The 18696-nt window shown below is 73.5% G+C and carries 18 protein-coding genes; 14 read left to right on the forward strand and 4 right to left on the reverse strand.

Annotation, left to right across the window (positions count from 1 at the left end):
• The 12 genes from AB0K37_RS31220 to AB0K37_RS31275 form a co-directional block, all read left to right on the forward strand.
• Window positions 1-708 (forward strand): sensor histidine kinase (locus tag AB0K37_RS31220; protein ID WP_363987082.1); only part of this gene is annotated, 708 nt, incomplete at its 5' end.
• Window positions 696-1343 carry a response regulator transcription factor gene (locus AB0K37_RS31225; RefSeq protein WP_363987084.1) on the forward strand — a complete coding sequence of 216 codons (648 nt, stop codon included), beginning with the start codon at window positions 696-698 and terminating at the stop codon, window positions 1341-1343. The genes AB0K37_RS31220 and AB0K37_RS31225, both read left to right, overlap by 13 nt.
• Window positions 1340-2140, forward strand: a complete 801-nt coding sequence (locus tag AB0K37_RS31230; RefSeq protein ID WP_363987086.1) for a DUF4097 family beta strand repeat-containing protein — start codon at window positions 1340-1342, stop codon at window positions 2138-2140. The genes AB0K37_RS31225 and AB0K37_RS31230 overlap by 4 nt, the downstream gene beginning before the upstream one ends.
• A 397-nt stretch (window positions 2141-2537) precedes the next feature.
• Window positions 2538-3578: an ATP-binding cassette domain-containing protein gene (locus AB0K37_RS31235; RefSeq protein WP_363987087.1), complete on the forward strand. Its 1041-nt coding sequence runs from the start codon at window positions 2538-2540 to the stop codon at window positions 3576-3578.
• Window positions 3575-4231: a methionine ABC transporter permease gene (locus AB0K37_RS31240; protein WP_363987089.1), complete on the forward strand. Its 657-nt coding sequence runs from the start codon at window positions 3575-3577 to the stop codon at window positions 4229-4231. Before AB0K37_RS31235 ends, AB0K37_RS31240 begins: the two co-directional genes overlap by 4 nt.
• 29 nt (window positions 4232-4260) lie before the next feature.
• A complete protein-coding gene (locus AB0K37_RS31245) occupies window positions 4261-5076 on the forward strand; it encodes a MetQ/NlpA family ABC transporter substrate-binding protein (protein ID WP_363987091.1) in 816 nt (271 codons plus the stop codon).
• A 100-nt stretch (window positions 5077-5176) separates the two neighbouring features.
• Window positions 5177-6154, forward strand: a complete 978-nt coding sequence (locus AB0K37_RS31250; RefSeq protein WP_363987093.1) for an STM4015 family protein — start codon at window positions 5177-5179, stop codon at window positions 6152-6154.
• Window positions 6151-7104, forward strand: a complete 954-nt coding sequence (locus AB0K37_RS31255) for an STM4015 family protein (protein ID WP_363987095.1) — start codon at window positions 6151-6153, stop codon at window positions 7102-7104. The genes AB0K37_RS31250 and AB0K37_RS31255 overlap by 4 nt, the downstream gene beginning before the upstream one ends.
• Window positions 7101-8171, forward strand: coding sequence for an STM4014 family protein (locus AB0K37_RS31260; protein WP_363987096.1), 1071 nt, complete (start codon window positions 7101-7103; stop codon window positions 8169-8171). Before AB0K37_RS31255 ends, AB0K37_RS31260 begins: the two co-directional genes overlap by 4 nt.
• Complete coding sequence (locus tag AB0K37_RS31265; protein ID WP_363987098.1) at window positions 8159-8959, forward strand: STM4013/SEN3800 family hydrolase; 801 nt, start codon at window positions 8159-8161, stop codon at window positions 8957-8959. The genes AB0K37_RS31260 and AB0K37_RS31265 overlap by 13 nt, the downstream gene beginning before the upstream one ends.
• Window positions 8956-10236 carry an STM4012 family radical SAM protein gene (locus tag AB0K37_RS31270; RefSeq protein WP_363987100.1) on the forward strand — a complete coding sequence of 427 codons (1281 nt, stop codon included), beginning with the start codon at window positions 8956-8958 and terminating at the stop codon, window positions 10234-10236. Before AB0K37_RS31265 ends, AB0K37_RS31270 begins: the two co-directional genes overlap by 4 nt.
• Window positions 10236-11090, forward strand: a complete 855-nt coding sequence (locus AB0K37_RS31275; protein ID WP_363987102.1) for an STM4011 family radical SAM protein — start codon at window positions 10236-10238, stop codon at window positions 11088-11090. The genes AB0K37_RS31270 and AB0K37_RS31275 overlap by 1 nt, the downstream gene beginning before the upstream one ends.
• Window positions 11091-11105: 15 nt before the next feature.
• Here AB0K37_RS31275 and AB0K37_RS31280 read toward each other — a convergent pair whose 3' ends face one another.
• Entirely contained in the window at window positions 11106-12098 is a 993-nt protein-coding gene (locus AB0K37_RS31280; RefSeq protein ID WP_363987104.1) for a WYL domain-containing protein, read from the reverse strand.
• Between the two features lie 89 nt (window positions 12099-12187).
• Between AB0K37_RS31280 and AB0K37_RS31285 the strand changes: the two genes are divergently transcribed.
• Window positions 12188-12730: a YdeI/OmpD-associated family protein gene (locus AB0K37_RS31285; RefSeq protein WP_363987106.1), complete on the forward strand. Its 543-nt coding sequence runs from the start codon at window positions 12188-12190 to the stop codon at window positions 12728-12730.
• Between the two features lie 241 nt (window positions 12731-12971).
• On the opposite strand, the gene AB0K37_RS31290 is transcribed toward AB0K37_RS31285, so the two are convergent.
• From AB0K37_RS31290 to AB0K37_RS31300, 3 genes are read right to left on the reverse strand one after another with little or no spacing between them, the layout of a single operon-like run.
• A complete protein-coding gene (locus AB0K37_RS31290; RefSeq protein WP_363987108.1) occupies window positions 12972-14123 on the reverse strand; it encodes a DUF6745 domain-containing protein in 1152 nt (383 codons plus the stop codon).
• Window positions 14124-14132: 9 nt separating this feature from the next.
• Window positions 14133-14459 (reverse strand): hypothetical protein, encoded by a 327-nt coding sequence (locus AB0K37_RS31295; protein WP_345185666.1) that lies wholly within the window; start codon window positions 14457-14459, stop codon window positions 14133-14135.
• A 59-nt stretch (window positions 14460-14518) separates the two neighbouring features.
• Window positions 14519-15847 (reverse strand): threonine/serine exporter family protein, encoded by a 1329-nt coding sequence (locus AB0K37_RS31300; protein ID WP_363987110.1) that lies wholly within the window; start codon window positions 15845-15847, stop codon window positions 14519-14521.
• Window positions 15848-16220: 373 nt separating this feature from the next.
• Between AB0K37_RS31300 and AB0K37_RS31305 the strand changes: the two genes are divergently transcribed.
• Window positions 16221-18314 (forward strand): RecQ family ATP-dependent DNA helicase, encoded by a 2094-nt coding sequence (locus AB0K37_RS31305; protein WP_363987112.1) that lies wholly within the window; start codon window positions 16221-16223, stop codon window positions 18312-18314.
• Window positions 18315-18696: the final 382 nt, after the last annotated feature.

Raw genomic sequence — 18696 nt, forward strand, 5'->3', positions numbered from 1 at the left:
GCGGCGGGGGTCCGGCGCCTGGACGCCCGCGCCGCCGCCGCGCTGCTCGGCCCCGACCGCGCGAAGGAGCTCCAGCGGCGCGTCGACGACCTGGCCGAGAAGCGCGCCAGCGTCGTGGACGCCGCCGACATCGAGCGACGCCGCATCGAGCGGGACCTGCACGACGGCGCCCAGCAGCGGCTCGTCTCCCTCGCGCTCAACCTCGGGCTGGCGCGCGAGACGCTCACCGGCGTCCCGGACGAGGCCATGCGCGTGATCGTGGAGGCGCACGAGGAGGCCAAGGCGGCGCTGACCGAGCTGCGCGACCTGATCCGCGGCCTGCACCCGGCCGTGCTGGAGGACCGCGGACTGGACGCCGCCCTGTCCGGCGTCGCCGCGCGGGTGCCGCTGCCCGTCCGGCTCCGTGTCGACATCGAGCCGCGCGCCTCCTCCACCGTCGAGGCCGTCGCCTACTTCGTCGTCTCCGAGGCCCTCACCAACGTGGTCAAGCACGCGCGCGCGAACGAGGTGGACGTCCGCGTCGCCCGCCGCGGCGACGTGCTGCGGGTGACCGTCCGCGACGACGGCGCGGGCGGCGCCGACCCGTCCGCCGGGACCGGCCTGACCGGGCTCGCGCGCCGCGTCCGGTCCGTGGACGGTACGTTCCGGATCACCAGCCCCGCGGGGGGCCCGACGACCGTCACCGTGGAGTTGCCGTGCGCATTGTGATCGCCGAGGACTCGGTCCTGCTGCGGGCCGGGCTGATCAAGGTCCTGGAGACCTCCGGGTTCGAGGTCGCCGCGGCCGTCGGCGAGGCCGAGGGGCTGCTGGCCGCCGTGCGCGAGCACCGCCCCGACGCGGCGATCGTGGACGTCCGGATGCCGCCCGGCTTCACCGACGAGGGCGTCCGCGCGGCGCTGGTGATGCGGCGCGAGACGCCCGAGACCGCGGTGCTGCTGCTGTCGCAGTACGTCGAGGAGCGGTATGCGGCGGACCTGCTGTCGACCAGCACCAGCGGGATCGGCTACCTGCTCAAGGATCGCGTCGCGGACGTCTCGGGGTTCCTGGACGCGCTGCGCAGGGTCGCCTCCGGCGGCACCGCCCTGGACCCGGAGGTCGTCTCGCAGCTGCTGCTGCGCCGGCACCGCGACCCGCTCGACCGGCTCACCCCGCGGGAGAAGGAGGTGCTCGCCCTCATGGCCGAGGGGCGCTCCAACGCGGGCATCGCCGCGGCGCTGGTGGTGAGCGAGAGCGCGGTCGCCAAGCACATCAACGGCATCTTCGCCAAGCTCGATCTCCCGTACGCCGAGGGCGACCACCGCCGCGTCCTCGCCGTGCTGCGCTTCCTGGGCGGCGAGGGGTGACGGCCTCGGCCGCCCCGGACCGGCCGCGCCGCCGCGGCGTCTGGATCGCGCTGGCGATCGCGACGGCGCTGGTCGTGGCCGCGCCGATCGGCCTCACGGCGTTCGGCCGGGCCGTCAAGCGGACGGCGACGTCCATGACCCCCTACTCGCGGCCGGTCCGGGAGGTGCGGCTGGACGTGGGCAACGCCGAGATCTCGGTCGGTCCGGGGTCGGACGGCGGGGCGCGCGTCTACAAGGACCTCCACTGGGGGCTGAGCAAGCCCGAGTTCACCGAGTCGCTGGTGGACGACGTCCTGTTCGTCACCTTCCGCTGCCCGGGACCCGACCGGCTGGGCGTCGGGTGCGGGGCGGACATCGACGTCCAGGTCCCGGCCGCGGCGCGCGTGTCGGCGGTCTCCGGCTCCGGGAGCATCGACGTGCGCGGGGTGACCGGCGACCTCGACCTGCGGACCGGGTCCGGGGAGATCGACGTGACCGGGGCGGGCGGGCGGCTGCGGCTGCTGGCGCGATCCGGAACGATCAAGGGCCGCGCGCTCGCCTCGGCGAAGACCCAGGCCGACGTGTCGTCGGGCACCCTCGACCTCCGCTACGCCGAGCCGCCGGGCTCGGTCGACGCCTCCGCGGGCTCGGGCACCGTGAAGATCATCGTTCCGCCGGGCTCGCGCTATCGGGTCGCCGGGTGGACGGGCGCGGGCGGCGCCCATCTCAACCCGGCCGTCTACGACGACCGCTCGCCGCGCCGGATCTCCGTCCGCAGCGGTTCGGGCGAGACCTGGGTCGACTACCGCGATGACTAGGGCGAACGCGACGATCCGGAGCGATGAGCATCACACCGGACGGATTTGCGTCATCGGTGTGCGGCCGGTTAACTGCTGACATGCCTTCCGTACGCCCGTGCCGTGAGCACCGCCCGCCGATGCGGCGGGCCATGCGGCGTACGTGTTGCCGGCGAATGTGTGACCGCTGAGGGCCCCCGCCTGAGACTCGCGCCCCGAAGCGAGCGAACTCCGACCCCCTGAGTCGCGCATGTTCTTCCAACGCCACCTGCTGAGCCACGCGCCGTACCCGCCCGGTCGCTCCTGACCCGCGCGGCGCCGCCTCCGCGCGTCCTCTGACGCCGGCGCGTCCCGATCGCCGACCCGTCCCGAACGCCGCCGCCCGTCCGGCGGCCCCCGTCCGCATGGGTGATTCCCTGTGATTCAGATCGAAAAACTTCGTAAGGTCTACCGCGGCCGCGGCCGCGAGGTGACCGCCGTCGACGGCGTCGACCTGACCGTCGCCGAGGGCGAGGTCTTCGGCGTGCTCGGCCGCAGCGGCGCCGGAAAGAGCACCCTGCTGCGCTGCGTCAACCTGCTGGAGCGCCCGGACGAGGGCCGCGTGGTGGTCGGCGGCCGGGACCTGCTCGCGCTGCGCGGCGGGGAGCTGCGCCGGGCGCGCCAGGGCATCGGCATGATCCACCAGCATTTCGGCCTGCTCGGCAGCAGGACCGTCGCCGGGAACGTCGCGTTCCCGCTGGAGGTCATGGGCGTCCCGCGGGCCGAGCGGGCCGGGCGCGTCGCCGAGCTGCTGGACCTCGTCGGGCTCACCGAGCACGCGAAGGCCCACCCCGCGCAGATCTCCGGCGGGCAGAAGCAGCGCGTCGGCATCGCCCGGGCGCTCGCGGGACGGCCGAAGGTGCTGCTGTCGGACGAGGCGACCTCGGCGCTCGACCCCGAGACGACCGCCTCGATCCTGGAGCTGCTGCGCGACCTCAACCGCCGGCTCGGCCTCACGATCCTGCTCATCACCCACGAGATGGAGGTGGTGAAGCGCATCTGCGACTCGGCCGCGGTCATGCGCGAGGGCCGGTTCACCGAGTCGGGGCCGGTGCCCGCGCTGCTCGCCCGTCCGGGCTCGGAGCTGGCGCGCGGCCTGTTCCCGCTGCCCGCCGCCGAGCCCCGCGAGGGCAGGACGCTGGTCGAGGTCACCTTCACCGGCGGCGCGACCGACGAGCCGTTCGTGTCGGCGCTCGCCCGCAAGTACGCGCTGGACGTCAACATCCTCGGCGGCGCGGTGGAGACGGTCGGCGGCGAGCGCGTCGGCCGGCTCCAGCTCGAACTGCCCGGCGACCCTGACGCCAACGCCGCACAGCTGGCGTTCCTGCGCGAGTCCGGCCTCGCCGTGGAGGTCGCGAACGCGGTGCAGGCCACGAACCCCGTGCAGGCCACGAACCCCGTGCAGGAGGACCCCCGATGAGCTGGGACGAGGTCATGCCGCTGCTGTGGCCCGCCACCCGCGAGACCCTCTACATGACCGGCGTCGCGACGCTGTTCACCGCCGTCCTCGGGCTGCTGCTCGGGGTGCTGCTGGTGATCACCGAGCGGGGCGGGCTGCTGCCCGCGCAGCCGGTCAACGCCGTGCTCGGCGTCGTGGTCAACATCGGCCGGTCGCTGCCGTTCCTGATCCTGATGGTGGCGATCATCCCGTTCACCCGGGCGGTCGTCGGCACCAGCATCGGCAACGCCGCCGCGATCGTCCCGCTGACCGTCGGCGCCATCCCGTTCTACGCGCGGCTCGTCGAGATCGCGCTGCGCGAGGTCGACCCGGGCGTCGTCGCCGCGGCGGACGCGATGGGCGCGACCCGGCGCGAGATCGTCGGCAAGGTCCTGCTGCGCGAGGCGCGGCCGGGCCTGGTGTCCGGGCTGACCGTCACCGTCATCGCGCTCATCGGCTACACGGCCATGGCCGGGACGGTCGGCGGCGGCGGGCTCGGCAACCTCGCCGTCGTCTACGGCTACGAGCGCTTCGAGACCAAGGTCATGGTCTCCACCGTGGCGCTGCTGGTCGTCATCGTCCTCATCATCCAGGCGGCGGGGGACCTCGTCGCCCGCCGCCTGACCCACAAGTAGCACCGATCCCACAGAGAAAGGCACTCCTCGTGCTTCGCAGACTCACCGCCGCGCTGGCCTCCGCCGTCCTCCTCGCGGGCCTCACCGCCTGCGGCTCCTCCTCGGCGTCCGACGACCCGGACGCCCCGCTGAAGGTCGCGGTCAACCCCGTCCCGCACGGCGACATCCTCAAGTACGTCAAGGACAATCTGGCGGGCAAGGCCGGGCTCAAGCTGGAGATCGTCACCTTCAGCGACTACCAGCAGCCCAACACCGCGCTGAAGGAGAAGCAGGTCACCGCCAACTACTTCCAGCACGTGCCGTTCATGGAGGAGTTCGAGAAGAAGTCCGGGACGAAGCTGGCGTTCGTCGCGCCCGTGCACCTGGAGCCCCTCGGCGTGTACTCGAAGAAGGTGAAGAGCCTGCAGGCCGTCCCGCAGGGCGCGACCGTCGCCGTGCCGAACGACCCGGCGAACGAGGGCCGCTCGCTGAAGCTGCTCGCCGACAACGGCCTGATCACGCTGAAGCCGGACGCGCCGACCAGCGCGACCGAGCGGGACGTCGCGAGCAACCCCAAGGGCCTGAAGTTCAAGCCGCTCAAGGCCGCGCAGCTGCCCCGCTCGCTGGAGGACGTCGACCTGTCGGTGATCAACGGGAACTACGCGATCGAGGCCGGGCTCGCCCCGAACAGGGACGCGCTCGCCGCCGAGAAGGCCGAGGGCAACCCCTACGCCAACGGCATCGTCACGCTGCCGGAGGACAAGGACGACCCGCGCGTGAAGAAGCTCGTCGAGCTGCTGCAGGGCCCCGAGGTGAAGAAGTTCGTCGAGGACAAGTACAAGGGGTCGGTGCTGATCGCCTCCTGACCCGGCCCCGTCCCAGGCCCGTCTCCGAACCCCGGAAAGCGGCGCGGACTGTCCGTCGGTCCTGATAGGACATGTGCCGACGATCAGGCGAAAGGGACTCATGGCCATTTATCAGCACCTTGAGGAGTACGTCGGCCTGCCGGTGGCCACGTTCAACGAGGACACCGGCACCGAGGAGGAGGACGACGGCCGCGGCGCGGGCACCGACCCCGTCAGCGGGGAGGACTTCCCGCCCGCGGGCGAGGCCGCCTGGTTCGTCGGGACGTCCTTCGACGAGGAGCCGTTCGGCGACGTCTGGGCGCGGTTCCTGGAGACGGTCGACACCACCGAGGTGACGGCGCTCATCATCGGCTACTGGGGCGCGTCCTACGAGCTGGAGAACGTCCCCGACCCGGTGGAGATGCTGACCGGGGCGGCCGCGTCGTTCCCGAAGCTGCGGTCGCTGTTCCTCGGGGACATCACCGGCGAGGAGGCGGAGATCTCCTGGATCGAGCACGGTGACATCACGCCGCTGTTCGCCGCGTTCCCCGACCTGGAGCGGCTGGAGGTGCGCGGTGCGCAGGAGCTCGTCCTCGACCCGGTCAAGAGCGACAAGCTGAAGGTGCTGCGCTTCGAGTCGGGCGGGCTGCCCGCGCGGATCGTCCGCGCCGTCGGCGCGAGCGAGCTGCCCAACCTGGAGCACCTCGACCTGTGGCTCGGCGAGGCGAACTACGGCGGCGACGCCACCGTCGCCGACCTCGCGCCGTTCCTGTCCGGCGAGCGGCTGCCGGCGCTGCGCCACCTCGGCCTGGAGGACAGCGAGATCCAGGACGAGGTCGCGGCGGCGGTCGCCGGCGCGCCGGTCGTCGCCCGGCTGGAGTCGCTCAGCCTGGCCATGGGCATCCTGACCGACCGGGGCGCCGAGGCGCTGCTGGCCGGCCAGCCGCTCACCCACCTGCGCAAGCTGGACCTGCACCACCACTTCCTGTCCGACGCGATGATCGAGCGGGTGCGGGCGGCGCTGCCCGGCGTCGAGGTCGACCTGGACGACCAGGAGAAGCCGGACGGCGACTGGCACTACATCGCGGTGTCCGAATGATCCAGCAACGTCTGTCCACTTTCGCGGGGCTGCCCGTCCACACCTTCGACGGCGAGCCGGACGGCCCGCTGCCGGAGCCGGGCGAGGTGGCCTGGGGCGTCTACCACCACGTCCACGACAACGGCGTCTGGGGCGCGGAGGTCCCCGAGAACCTCGACCTCCTCCTGAAGACGGTCGACACCACCCGGGTCACCCATCTCGTGATCGGCTTCTGGGGGTTCTCCCGCGAGGAGTTCGACCCGGTGCAGTGGCTGGTGGACAACGCCGGGCGCTTCCCCCGCCTCCGCGCGCTGTTCTTCGGCGACATCCTCGACTGGGAATGCCACATCTCCTGGATCCAGAACGGCGACATCTCGCCGCTGTTCGACGCCTACCCAGGGCTGGAGCACCTCGAGATCCGGGGCGCGGCCGACCTGCGGTTCGAGCCCCTGCGCCACGAGCGGCTGAAGGCGCTGCGGATCGAGTCCGGCGGGCTGCCGGCCGAGGTCGTGCGGGCGGTCGCGGGCGGCGACCTGCCCGCACTGGAGCACCTGGACCTGTGGATCGGTTCGGAGCAGCACGGCGGGTCGTCCTCGGCCGAGGACTTCGCGCCCTTCCTCACCGGCGAGCGGTTCCCGTCCCTGAAGCACCTCGGCCTGGAGAACGGCCCCTTCCAGGACGAGCTGGCGGAGGCCCTGGCGAGCGCGCCGCTCGTCGCCCGGCTGGAGTCGCTCAGCCTGGCCATGGGGATGCTGTCCGACCGGGGAGCGGAGGCCCTGCTCGCCGGGCAGCCCCTCACCCACCTGCGCAGCCTCGATCTGCACCACGCCTTCCTGAGCGAGCCGATGGCCGAGCGGCTCCGTGCGGCGCTGCCGGGCGTCGACCTCGATCTCACCGACGCGCTGGGCGAGCCCGCGTGGCGGGAACAGGAATGGCTCTTCAGCGATTCCTACATCGCGGTGTCGGAATGACGCTCGCCCTGGTCGGCACGCCCGGCGACCGGCGTCCCGCGCTGTTCGCCGAGGCGTGCCGGTCCGCCGGGCTGCCCGAGCCCCGCCTCGTCCCCTGGACGGACGTGCTGCGCGGCCTCCCGCTCACCTTCGGGGCGGGTGAACTGGTCCGCGTCGACTCGCCGGGTGAGGATGCCGAGGCCGACGCGCTGCTGCGCGGCCCCGGCGCGCCCGAGCGGGTCGGCGGCGGGGCGCGTTGGTACCGGACGTTCACCGCGGCGCTGCGGCGGCTGTCCTCGGAGGCGTCGGCGTCCGGCGCCCGGGTCCTCGGCGACGTCGAGGAGACCGCGGTCATGTTCGACAAGCGGCTGACCCACGCCCGCCTGCTCTCCGCGGACGTCCCCGTCCCGGTCGCCCTGCCAGAGGTCGACGGGTACGCGGCACTCCGCTCCCGGATGGACGAGGCGGGCGAGCGGCGGGTGTTCGTGAAGCCGGCGCACGGCTCGTCCGCCTCCGGGGTGGTCGCGCTCCAGACCGCGCCGGGCCGCGTGCGGGCCGTGACGTCGGCGTCGCTGACCGGCGGCCGCCTGGTCAACTCGCTGCGCGTCCGCTCCTACGAGACCGAGGAGGATGTCGCGGCGCTGATCGACCTGCTCGCGCCGGACGGCCTGCACGTCGAGCGGTGGCTGCCCAAGGCGGCGCTCGGCGGGCGCGTGTTCGACCTGCGCGTCGTCGTCACCGGCGGCGAGCCCACGCACGCGGTCGTCCGCACCAGCCGGACCCCGATGACGAACCTGCACCTGGGCGGCGCCAGGGGAGACCTGGAAGCGGTGCGGCGCGCGCTCGGGGAGGACGGCTGGAGACGGGCCCTGGACGTGTGCGCGCGGGCCGCCGCCTGTTTCCCGGGCAGCCCGATGGTCGGCGTCGACCTGCTTGTGGGGTTCGGACTGAAGCGGTTCGCGGTGTGCGAGGTGAACGCCTTCGGCGATCTGCTCCCCGGGCTGACCGGCCTGCCGGGAAGCTCCGCCGAGGGCCTGGACACCTACGGCGCCCAGGTCAGGACGCTGGTGCAGGCATGCACGACATGAACGGCATCATCGGCAGCCACGATGTGCTGCTGGTGACCCTCGACACCCTGCGCTATGACGTGGCCGCCGAACTGGCCGCGGCGGGGGAGACCCCCACGCTCACCGGGCTGCTCCCAGAAGGCCGCTGGGAGCGCCGCCACACGCCCGGCAGTTTCACCTACGCCGCGCACGCGGCGATGCTGGCCGGCTTCCTGCCGACGCCCGCGTCGCCCGGCCCGCATCCGCGCCTGTTCGCCGGCGCCTTCCCGGGCAGCGAGACCACCGCCCCCGGCACGTGGACGTTCGACGCCGCCGACCTGCCGACGGGCCTTGCGTCCGCCGGCTACCACACGGCCTGCGTAGGCGGCGTCGGGTTCTTCAACAAGCTGACACCGCTCGGGTCGGCGTTGCCGTCCCTCTTCGCCGAGAGCCACTGGGAGCGCGGGTTCGGCGTGACCGACCCGGAGTCGCTGCCCAACCAGATCGACCGGATCGCCGAGATCGTGGCGCGGCTGCCCGCCGAACGGCGCCTGTTCCTGCTGCTCAACGTCGCGTCCCTGCACCAGCCCAACTGGTTCTACCTGGACGGCGCCACGAGCTCGAACGGGGACACCCGTGCGAGCCACGCCGCCGCCCTCCGGCATGTGGACGCGCACATGGGCAGGTTGTTCGGACTGATGCGCCGGCCGTGCTTCGTCATCGTCTGCTCCGACCACGGAACGGCGTACGGCGAGGACGGCCACACCGGCCACCGCATCGGCCATGAAGTCGTCTGGACCGTTCCGTACGGGGAGTTCGTTCTGTCGTGAATCCATACCAGGCGTACGTGTACGCCTACCCGCACAAGACCGCCTACCGTCCGCTGCGACCGGCGCCCGGGCTGCGCGACGTATGGGCGGGGGAGTCGCTCGACGCGCTCTTCCTGTACCTGCACGTCCCCTTCTGCGAGATGCGGTGCGGCTTCTGCAACCTCTTCACCCGCACCGGCGCGCCCGAGGAGCTGACCGGCGCCTACCTGGACGCGCTCGACCGCCAGGCGACCGCCGTCCTGGACGCCCTGGAAGGCGCCGCCTTCGCCACCGCGGCCTTCGGCGGAGGGACGCCGACCTACTTCACCGCGTCCGAGCTGGAACGGCTCTGCGGCATCGCCGGGCGGTTCCCCGGGTTCGGGTCGATCCCGCTGGGCGTGGAGACGTCCCCGGCGACCGCTACCACCGACCGGCTGACCGTCCTCGCCGAACACGGCACCACCCGCGTCTCCATCGGTGTGCAGAGCTTCCTGGACGAGGAGGCGCGCGCGGCCGTCCGGCCGCAGAAGCGCGCCGAAGTGGAGGCCGCGCTGGACCGCATCCGCGCCGTGGGGTTCCCGATCCTCAACATCGACCTCATCTACGGCATCGACGGCCAGACACCCGCGACGTGGCTGCACTCCTTGAACGCCGCCCTCACATGGCGTCCGGAGGAGATCTACCTGTACCCGCTCTACGTCCGCCCGCTGACCGGCCTCGGACGCCGCGCCCAGGACTGGGACGACCAGCGCCTCACCCTCTACAGGCTCGGCCGCGACCACCTTCTCGGAGAAGGCTACGAGCAGGTGTCGATGCGGATGTTCCGGCTGCCGTCATCAGGCGCGGGCGGCACGGAGTACTGCTGCCAGACCGACGGCATGGTCGGCCTGGGCTGCGGAGCACGCTCCTACACCTCCCGCCTCCACTACTCCTTCGAGTACGCGGTCGGAGCCGGGCAGGTCCGGTCCATCATCGACGACTACGTGCGCGAGACCGACTTCACCACCGCCCGCGTCGGATTCACCCTGGACGACGACGAACGCCGCCGGCGGCATCTCGTCCAGTCCCTTCTGCAAGCGGCCGGCGTCGACCTGCGCGCCTACCGCGCGCGCTTCGGGAGCGACCCGATGGACGACTTTCCCGCTGACCTGAAGCCGTTCGCCGAACGTGGATGGCTGGAGGCCTCCGAAGACGTCCTCCGGTTGACCCCCGAAGGGCTCGCCTACTCCGACGCCATCGGCCCGGCGCTCTTCTCCTCGCGCGTGCAGGCGCTGATGGCGTCCTACGAGGCGCGGTGATGGACCATCTGACGATCCTCTACCGGGGGCCGCTCGCCAGCTGCGACTACGACTGCCCGTACTGCCCGTTCGCCAAGCGCCGCGACACCCCGGAACAGCTCCGCGCCGACCGCGCCGCGCTCGAACGCTTCACGGAGTGGGTGTCGCGCTGCGACCATCGCGTCTCGGTCCTCTTCACGCCGTGGGGCGAGGGGCTCGTCCGCTCCTGGTACCGGCGCGCCCTGACCGACCTCAGCCGCCTTCCCCATGTGGACCGGGTCGCGATCCAGACGAACCTCAGCCACCGCGTGTCCTGGACGGCCGACGCCGACCTCACACGGCTGGCGCTGTGGGCGACCTACCACCCCGGCCAGGTCCCCTACGAGCGGTTCTTGGGCAAATGCCATGACCTGGCGGAGCGGGGGGTCCGTTTCAGCGTCGGCATCGTCGGCCAGCCGGAGCACCTCGACGCCGCCCGCCGCCTCCGGGCCGGCCTTCCCGCCGGCACGTATCTCTGGGTCAACGCGGCCGAGGGGCGCACCTACGACGACGCCGAGGCCGCCTCCTGGACCGAGATCGACCCGCTGTTCCCCGTGAGCCGCCACCCGCACGCCAGCCGCGGCCTTCCCTGCCGGACGGGGGACACGGTCGTATCGGTGGACGGCGACGGCACGGTGCGCCGCTGCCACTTCGTCCCGTCCGTCCTGGGCAACCTCTACGACGGCTCGTTCCGCGCCGCCCTGGCGCCCCGTCCGTGCCCTCTCGACACGTGCGACTGCCACATCGGCTACGTGCACCTCGAACCCCTCGGCCTCTACGACACCTTCGCCGGCGGCATCCTCGAACGAATCCCCGCCCTGTTCGACCAGCCCTGAGCGTTGCGCCGCCGTTCAGCGGCCCCGACCCGAATCCTGGTGTTGCCCGCTCTGCCCATCCGGGCCGCCGGCGTAGCGGCCGGAGAGTTCGGCGCCGATCCGGGCGAGTTCGCGCTGGACGGCGCACGGCTCTATGACGTCGAGCAGCGTGCCCCAGCCGGCGAGGTGGCGGGCGATGTCCAGGGGGGTCGGGGCGGCGAGGCGGACCCGGACGCGCCCGTCGCCCGCCTCGCCGTCGGTGTGGCAATGCCGCCCGAACTGGTCGCGCAGCACGGGCACGAACCGCTCCTCGACGAGCACGGTGGCCCACGTGCGCGAGCGTCGGCTCTCGATCTCGTCGGCGACCTCCTGCCAGGCGGTGGCGAGGGCGAAGTCGTCGGGGCGTCCGGCGGGAAGGCCGGTCGGCTCGGCCCGGGTGATCGGGTCGACGCGGAAGGTCCGCCGTCCTTGCCCGGTGCCGGCCAGCAGGTACCAGACGTCGTCCTTGTCGATCAGGCCCCACGGGTCGACCAGCCGTTCCGTCGGTTCCCGGGTGCGGCCGGCGTAGGTCAGGCGGACCTTGAGGCGGCGGATCACGGCGGTCTGCAGCAGGTCGACCATCGCGGGCCGGGGGCGGTCCTGCTCGCCCCAGCGGACGGGGTCGACGAACATCGCGTCCATGGCGGCCTCGGCATCGGTGCGGAAGGTCCGCGGCAGGGCTCCCATGAGCTTGCGCAGCGCCGCCCTGGCCTCGGGTGAGACGGCGGCGGCGGGGCCGACCAGCAGGAACAGCGCCCGCGCCTCGGCCGCCGTCAGACCGCTGAGGTCGGTGCGGGCGCCGCCGACCAGCTGCCAGCCGCCGCCGCGGCCCGGCTGCGGATAGACGGGGACGCCGGCCGACGCGAGCGCCTCCAGGTCCCGGCGGGCGGTGGCCACCGACACCTGGAGCTCGTCCGCCAGGTCGGCGGCGGTCACGCGGCCGCGGACCTGCAACAGCAGCAGGACGGCGACGAGGCGGTCAGCGCGCATGAACCCGGATTTCCGCAGAAAGTGCTCAGAGGGTGAGCACTTTACCCGGAAGCATGAAGGGCGTCGCCCACCGAGAGGGGAACCACCCGATGATGCATTTCGCGGACGCCGCCGAGTGGGAGGCGTGGCTGGCCGAGCACCACGAGAGCGGGGACGGCGCCTGGCTGAAGATCGCCAAGAAGGGGTCGGGCGCCGCCTCCGTCACGATCACGCAGGCGCTGGAGATCGCGCTGTGCTTCGGCTGGATCGACAGCCATCGCAGGGCCCACGACGAGCGCTTCTACCTGCAGCGGTACTCGCGCCGCCGCAAGGGGGGCTCCTGGTCGCGCAAGAACGTCGAGCGTGTGGAGGCGCTGACCGCGGCCGGGCGGATGCGCCCGCCCGGCCTGGCCGAAGTCGCCGCCGCCCAGGCGGACGGCCGCTGGGCGGCCGCCTACACCGCCCAGCACGAGGCCACCGTCCCGCCCGACCTGGCGGCCGCGCTCGCGACCTGCCCGCAGGCCGCCGCCCGCTTCGAGGCGCTCGACAGGACCACCCGCTACCTGGTGATCCTCCCGCTGCTCAAGGCCCGGACCCCGGCCGGGCGCGCCGCCCGCCTGAAGAGGGCGCTCTCCGAGCTGCTGGATCGATGAGACGGATCGCCGGAACCCGGGGCGCAGACCCGTGCGGGGCGAGCGCACCAGGCTTCCCTCTGCCGGGCGGGCGGCCCGCCGCGTGTCGTCGCCGGACCCCGCACATGCCTCCACCCGGCGTGACGCCGGGCGGCCGGCGGCATGACCGGCGGGCGTGGTCACGCCCGCCGTCACCTCGCGAGCCAGCGGCGATGCGGGAGGGCGGTTCCCACCGGCATCTGGTCGGAACCGCCCGCCGGACTCAGGTCTGCTTCTCGGGGTGGTAGTCGGCCTCGTCGACGCCGAACGTCCACGCGACGCCCGCGCGCGCCGTGCGGGTGTCCGGCGGGACGCGCAGGTAGTAGGTGCGGTGGGTCCCGTCCGGTTCGGGGGTGGAGTTGACCACCTCCACCATGACCACCGGCTCGTCGCCCGGCAGCTCGATCGACCACAGGACGCCCGTCTCGTCCCGGTGCAGGGGGCGAGCACCGGTCTCGGCCAGGTACCGGTCGTAGCCGAAGACCTCCAGCATCACGCGGCGCAGCTCGGCGTTCTGCTCGGAGGAGATGCGGTCGGGCGTCAGGTTCTTCAGCGACGCGACGAAGCCCGACGGGATCGGCATGCCGCGCCAGGCGTGCAGCGCGAACCCGTCCGGGTAGGCGAGGGCGGGGCCGTCCCCGCGGTGCAGCCGCCCGGGCTCGTCGCGGTACAGCTCGCTCGGCCGCTCCGACAGGATCGCCAGCCGCTCGTAGGGCCACCACCAGCCGGCCGACCGGGCGACCTCCGCCAGCCCGGCCAGCGGGCCGTCGAGGCGTCCGAGCGACTCGAACAACGCCAGCCACGGCGCGTCGTGCTGGCCCAGGACGGCGTCGAGCGTGGCCGCGCGCAGCAGCGACTCGGCCTCGCGCTTCTCCGGGGTCGACCGCCTTCTCCGCGCACCGGGGGACCGGCCGGTCGCCTGCTCGCCGCACGCTCCGCGTACGCGCGTGACCAGTGCCTGCACCTGGTCCCACAGGAGCCCGCCGGTGTCGGCCCACGTGCGCGGCCACTGCTCCGGCCCCTGTTCGGAACAGGCCTCCGCGCGTTCGGCCTCCCAGGGGCGGGTGCGCACGTCCGTGAGGACGCTCGGCCCCGCCTCGGCGTCACCGAGGTCGGCGCGGGCCTGTCCGACGAGATCGTCCAGCCCCGCCTTCTCCAGCGCCTCGCCGTGCCCGGCGATCACGTCGGCCACGACGGTGCCGCGGGCGGGGGAGGGCACCCACAGGTATCGCTCCGGGGGCCTCAGCCCGGCGGAGGCGTAGGCGGCCGCTACTCCCGCCTCGGCGCGGGCGCGGTCGGCGGGACCGGTGGCGAACGCCGCCGCCTGCCAGTCGCCGACCACGAAATGGGTCTCGCGTACCGTTCCGGTGAGCATCCCGCCCCCTCAGTCGGCCACGACGCGGACGGAACCGGGCACGTACTCGCGCTGGCGGATCACCCGGTACCAGCCCTTGGGCAGGGTGATCGCCGCGTGCTCCTCGTGCACCAGGCGCCCGCCGGACGGCAGGTGCAGGTGGTCCGGCACGAGCGGGTCGGGGGTGCGCAGCAGCGTGCCGGGCGCGGCCAGCGCGTGCGCGTGCCCGGTGGCCTCGCCGAGGGCGAGCACCATGCGGCCCCGGCCATCGCGCGGGGACGGCGGCAGCTCGCGGACGGACTGCGGAACCGTCTCCTCGGGCACGGGCAGGATCAGGACGTCTCCCTGTCGGTACATGCGGCGAACGTAACGCCCGCCACCGACAGAACCCGGCCCCCCGACGAGAGCGGCGGGGGTCAGAAGCCGCGGGTCCGGCGGGCGGCGGGGCGGGCCCAGCGGCCGGACGCGCTCAGGCCGACGTGCTGGAACGCGCGGACGAGTTCGCCGCCGAGGTTCACGCCGGCGCCGAGGGCGAGCGCCACGGACACCGCCCCGATGAGGCTGAGCACGCCCGCCTGCGGCGAACCGGTGTTGAGCTCGACCATGCCCCGGTAGAGCGCCGTCCCGGGCAGCAGCGGGCCGATGGCGGGCACCACGAACGGCATGACGGGCTCCCCGTGCCTGCGGGCGAGCCAGCTCGCCATCACGCCCACGATGGTGGCGGCCACGGCGGCGGCCAGCACCGGTGGAACGTGCCATCCGCGGGCCAGAACGAAGAGCACCCAGATCAGCGCGCCGCCGAGGGCGACGGTGGTCAGCACGTCCCGCGGCGCGGCCAGGGACACCGCGAACGTCAGCGAGATGGCGGCGGCGGCGATGACGGCGACGGGCTCCAGGCTCGCCGACGGGGTGGGCAGGTGCCGGACGTCGATCGGCACGCCCATGCTGACCCCGACGTACACCACGGCGCCCAGCCCGGCGACGATCGCCGCGATCATGAAGAAGACCTCCAGCACCCGCGCCCCGGCGCTCACGAGGTCGCCGGTGATGCCGTCCTGGATGCTCGCCACCAGTGGACGTCCCGGAAGCAGCGCCAGGATCGAGCCGGTGACGATCGTGGCGGCCTGGCCGGGGTTGCCCAGCGCCACCACCCCCGCGGCCGCCCCCGCGCCGATCGCGGCGGCCACCGTGAGCTGGAAGAACTCCGCGATGCCGCGGCGCGCCAGCGCGGCGGCCGTGCGGTCGCCCAGCATCGTGGCGACGAACGCGGTGGTCGCCACCAGCGGTCCGCCGCCGGACAGCACGCTGCCCGAGGCGGCGATGAGCCCGAGGGACACCACCAGCAGCCAGGTCGGGTACGGGGGGCCGCCTCTTTTGATCTCCGCGAGCCGCTTGTGGGCCTCGTCCAGTTCGAGCATGCCGATGGACGCGTCCTGGACGAGCTGGTGCAGCGCGGTGAGCCGCCAGTAGGCCGGGGTCCGCCGCCGGATGGAACGCGCGCTGGTCATCGGCGCCGCGCCCCCTCCCGGGTGCGCCGAGACGAGGATGCTCGTCAGCGTGACCTGCACCTCGCATCGGGGGAGTTCGTAGGCCACGCCGAGGCCGAGCATGGCCTCGTTCACGCGCTCGGTGGTCTCGCCGCTGGCCAGGAGGAGCTCGCCCACCCGCAGGACGAGGTCGATGGCCCGCGGGTCGACGATCTCACCGGGCTCGTCTTCTGGCGGTTCCGGGGGCGACCCGTCCATGAGGACCTGCCATGTCCGCCGCAAGCGTTCAGCCGCGCCCATACCCCCGCCGATGTCCCTTCCCGCCCATGAACCGATCTTGACTGGCAGGCTACCCACCAGCCAGGTGTCCCCAATCCGTGGCCTACGTCCCACCCTCCGCAGAGGTCGACCGCCCGCGCGCGCTCCAGGGTGTTGGTTCCCCGATCGGTGAGCACGACCCGCACGGTTCCGCGCTCGCCGGCGTCACCGCGCGGACGCCGGACGCCGGACGCCGGACGCCGGACGCCGGACGCCGGACGCCGGACGCCGGCGCCGTCCCGGGGACGGCCGCTGTTTTCCACAGAGCGCGATTCTGGTGTGGTGTGCTCCGAAGCACTGGTAGCAAGGACGCATGAGTTCTTCGGACGGTCTGCGCGACGAGGCCGAGCGGTGCCTGCGCGCCCTCGCCGGTGACCACGCGCGCCTGCGCGACGACCAGTGGACGGCGATCAGCGCGCTCGTCGTCGAGCGGCGGCGCGCCCTCGTCGTCCAGCGGACGGGCTGGGGCAAGTCCGCCGTCTACTTCGTGGCGACCAGGCTGCTGCGCGAGCGCGGCGCCGGCCCGACCGTGATCGTCTCGCCGCTGCTGGCGCTGATGCGCAACCAGATCGACGCCGCCGAGCGGGCGGGCATCCGCGCCCGCACGATCAACTCCTCCAACACCGGCGACTGGGACCAGGTCTTCGCCGAGGTGGAGGAGGGCGCGGTCGACGTCCTGCTGGTGAGCCCCGAGCGGCTCAACAACCCCGACTTCCGCGATCTCGTCCTCCCCAAGCTCGCCGCGGGCGCCGGGCTGGTCGTGGTCGACGAGGCGCACTGCATCTCCGACTGGGGCCACGACTTCCGCCCCGACTACCGGCGGCTGCGCACCCTGCTGGCAGAGCTGCCGCCCGGCATCCCGGTCCTCGCCACCACCGCGACGGCCAACGCCCGCGTCACCAAGGACGTCGCCGAGCAGCTCGCGGGCGACGACGCGCTGGTCCTGCGCGGCCCCCTCGAACGCGACTCGCTGCACCTCGCCGTGGTGAGCCTCCCCACCGCCGAGCAGCGCATCGCCTGGCTGGGCGAGCACCTCGGCGACCTCCCGGGCAGCGGCATCATCTACACCCTCACGGTCGCGGCGGCCCACGAGATCACCGGGTGGCTCCGCGACCGCGGCTACGAGGTGGCCGCCTACTCGGGCCAGACCGAGCAGGCCGAGCGCCTCCAGGCCGAGCGCGACCTCCACGACAACAAGCTCAAGGCCCTCGTCGCCACCAGCGCCCTCGGCATGGGCTTCGACAAGCCCGACCTCGGCTTCATCGTCCACGTGGGCGCCCCGCAGTCCCCGGTGGCCTACTACCAGCAGATCGGACGCGCCGGCCGCGGCGTCGACCGCGCCGAGGTGATCCTTCTGCCCGGCCGGGAGGACCGCGACATCTGGGCCTACTTCGCGAGCCTCGCCTTCCCTCCGGAGCCCATCGTCCGCAGCACGCTGGACGTGCTGGACTCCGCCGACCGGCCGCTCTCCACCACGGCCCTGGAACCGCTGGTCGACCTCAACCGGGCCCGCCTGGAGATGATGCTCAAGGTGCTCGACGTGGACGGCGCCGCCCGCCGCGTCAAGGGCGGCTGGACGTCCACCGGCGAGCCCTGGTCGTACGACCGCGAGCGCTACGAGCGCGTCACCGCCGAACGCCGCCGCGAGCAGCAGGCGATGCTCGACTACATCGCGGCCTCCGGCTGCCGCGAGGAGTTCCTGCGCCGCCAGCTGGACGACCCCGACGCGGCCCCCTGCGGCCGCTGCGACAACTGCACCGGCCGCCACTGGTCCACCGACGTCACCCGGGAGAGCGCGGACCGGGCCCGCGACCGCCTGCACCGGCCCGGCGTCGACATCGCCCCCCGCCGCATGTGGCCGACCGGCGTCAAGGACGACCTGGGCGTCTCCGGCCGCATCAAGCCCGAGCTCCAGGCCGAGACGGGCCGGGCGCTCGGCCGCCTCACCGACATCGGCTGGGGCAACCGCCTGCGCGACCTGTTCGCCGCCGGCGACACCGACGTCCCCGCCGACCTGGTGGACGCCGTCGTGCAGGTCCTCGCCGCCTGGGACTGGGCGGCCCGCCCCACCGGCGTCGTCACCGTCGGCTCCCGTTCCCGCCCCCGCCTGGTCGCGACGTTCGGGCAGCGCATCGCACAGATCGGCCGCCTGCCCTACCTGGGCGAACTGGTCCCCGTCGGCGAGCCCGTGCCGCGCCGGCACAACAGCGCCCAGCGCCTCCGTTCCGTCTGGCACACCCTGACCGTCCCCACCGATCTGGCGGAGGCCCTGGCCGACAACCCCGGCCACATCCTCCTGGTGGATGACCGCATAGAGACCGGCTGGACGATGACCGTGGCCACCCGCCTCCTGAAGGAGTCCGGCGCCCGCTCGACCCTCCCCCTGGCCCTGGCCACCCCCACCTAGGCTGTGTTTCAAAGTCCCGGCCCACTTCGCTCGCCTGGCGGCTCGCTCCGTGACCGGGCCTGGGCGAACGCGGCATCGCTTCGCGATCCGCCCGGCTCCGCTCGCCTCGAGCTTCGCTCCACCGGCCAGCTCACGCGTTCGCGCGGGCGGGCAGGGCCACTTCGAGACGGGCCCTAGACCCCGTGCCGAGGGCCCGCCCGCCTTCCGCCGGCCGTCCGCGGCACCTCATCACCCGACCACCGCCGCTCCGCTTCCCGGCCTGGCAGGGCGGGCGGTGTGTCGAGGGCGTGGCCTGGCGCCGGCCGGCTCGCTGCATCGGGGCCCGCGCGGGCCCCGAAGGCGGCCCGGCGGGGGTGTGCCGCCCGCGCGCCCCCCGGGGCGC

It is taken from the genome of Actinomadura sp. NPDC049753 (assembly GCF_040674655.1).
Lineage (GTDB): Bacteria > Actinomycetota > Actinomycetes > Streptosporangiales > Streptosporangiaceae > Spirillospora > Spirillospora verrucosospora.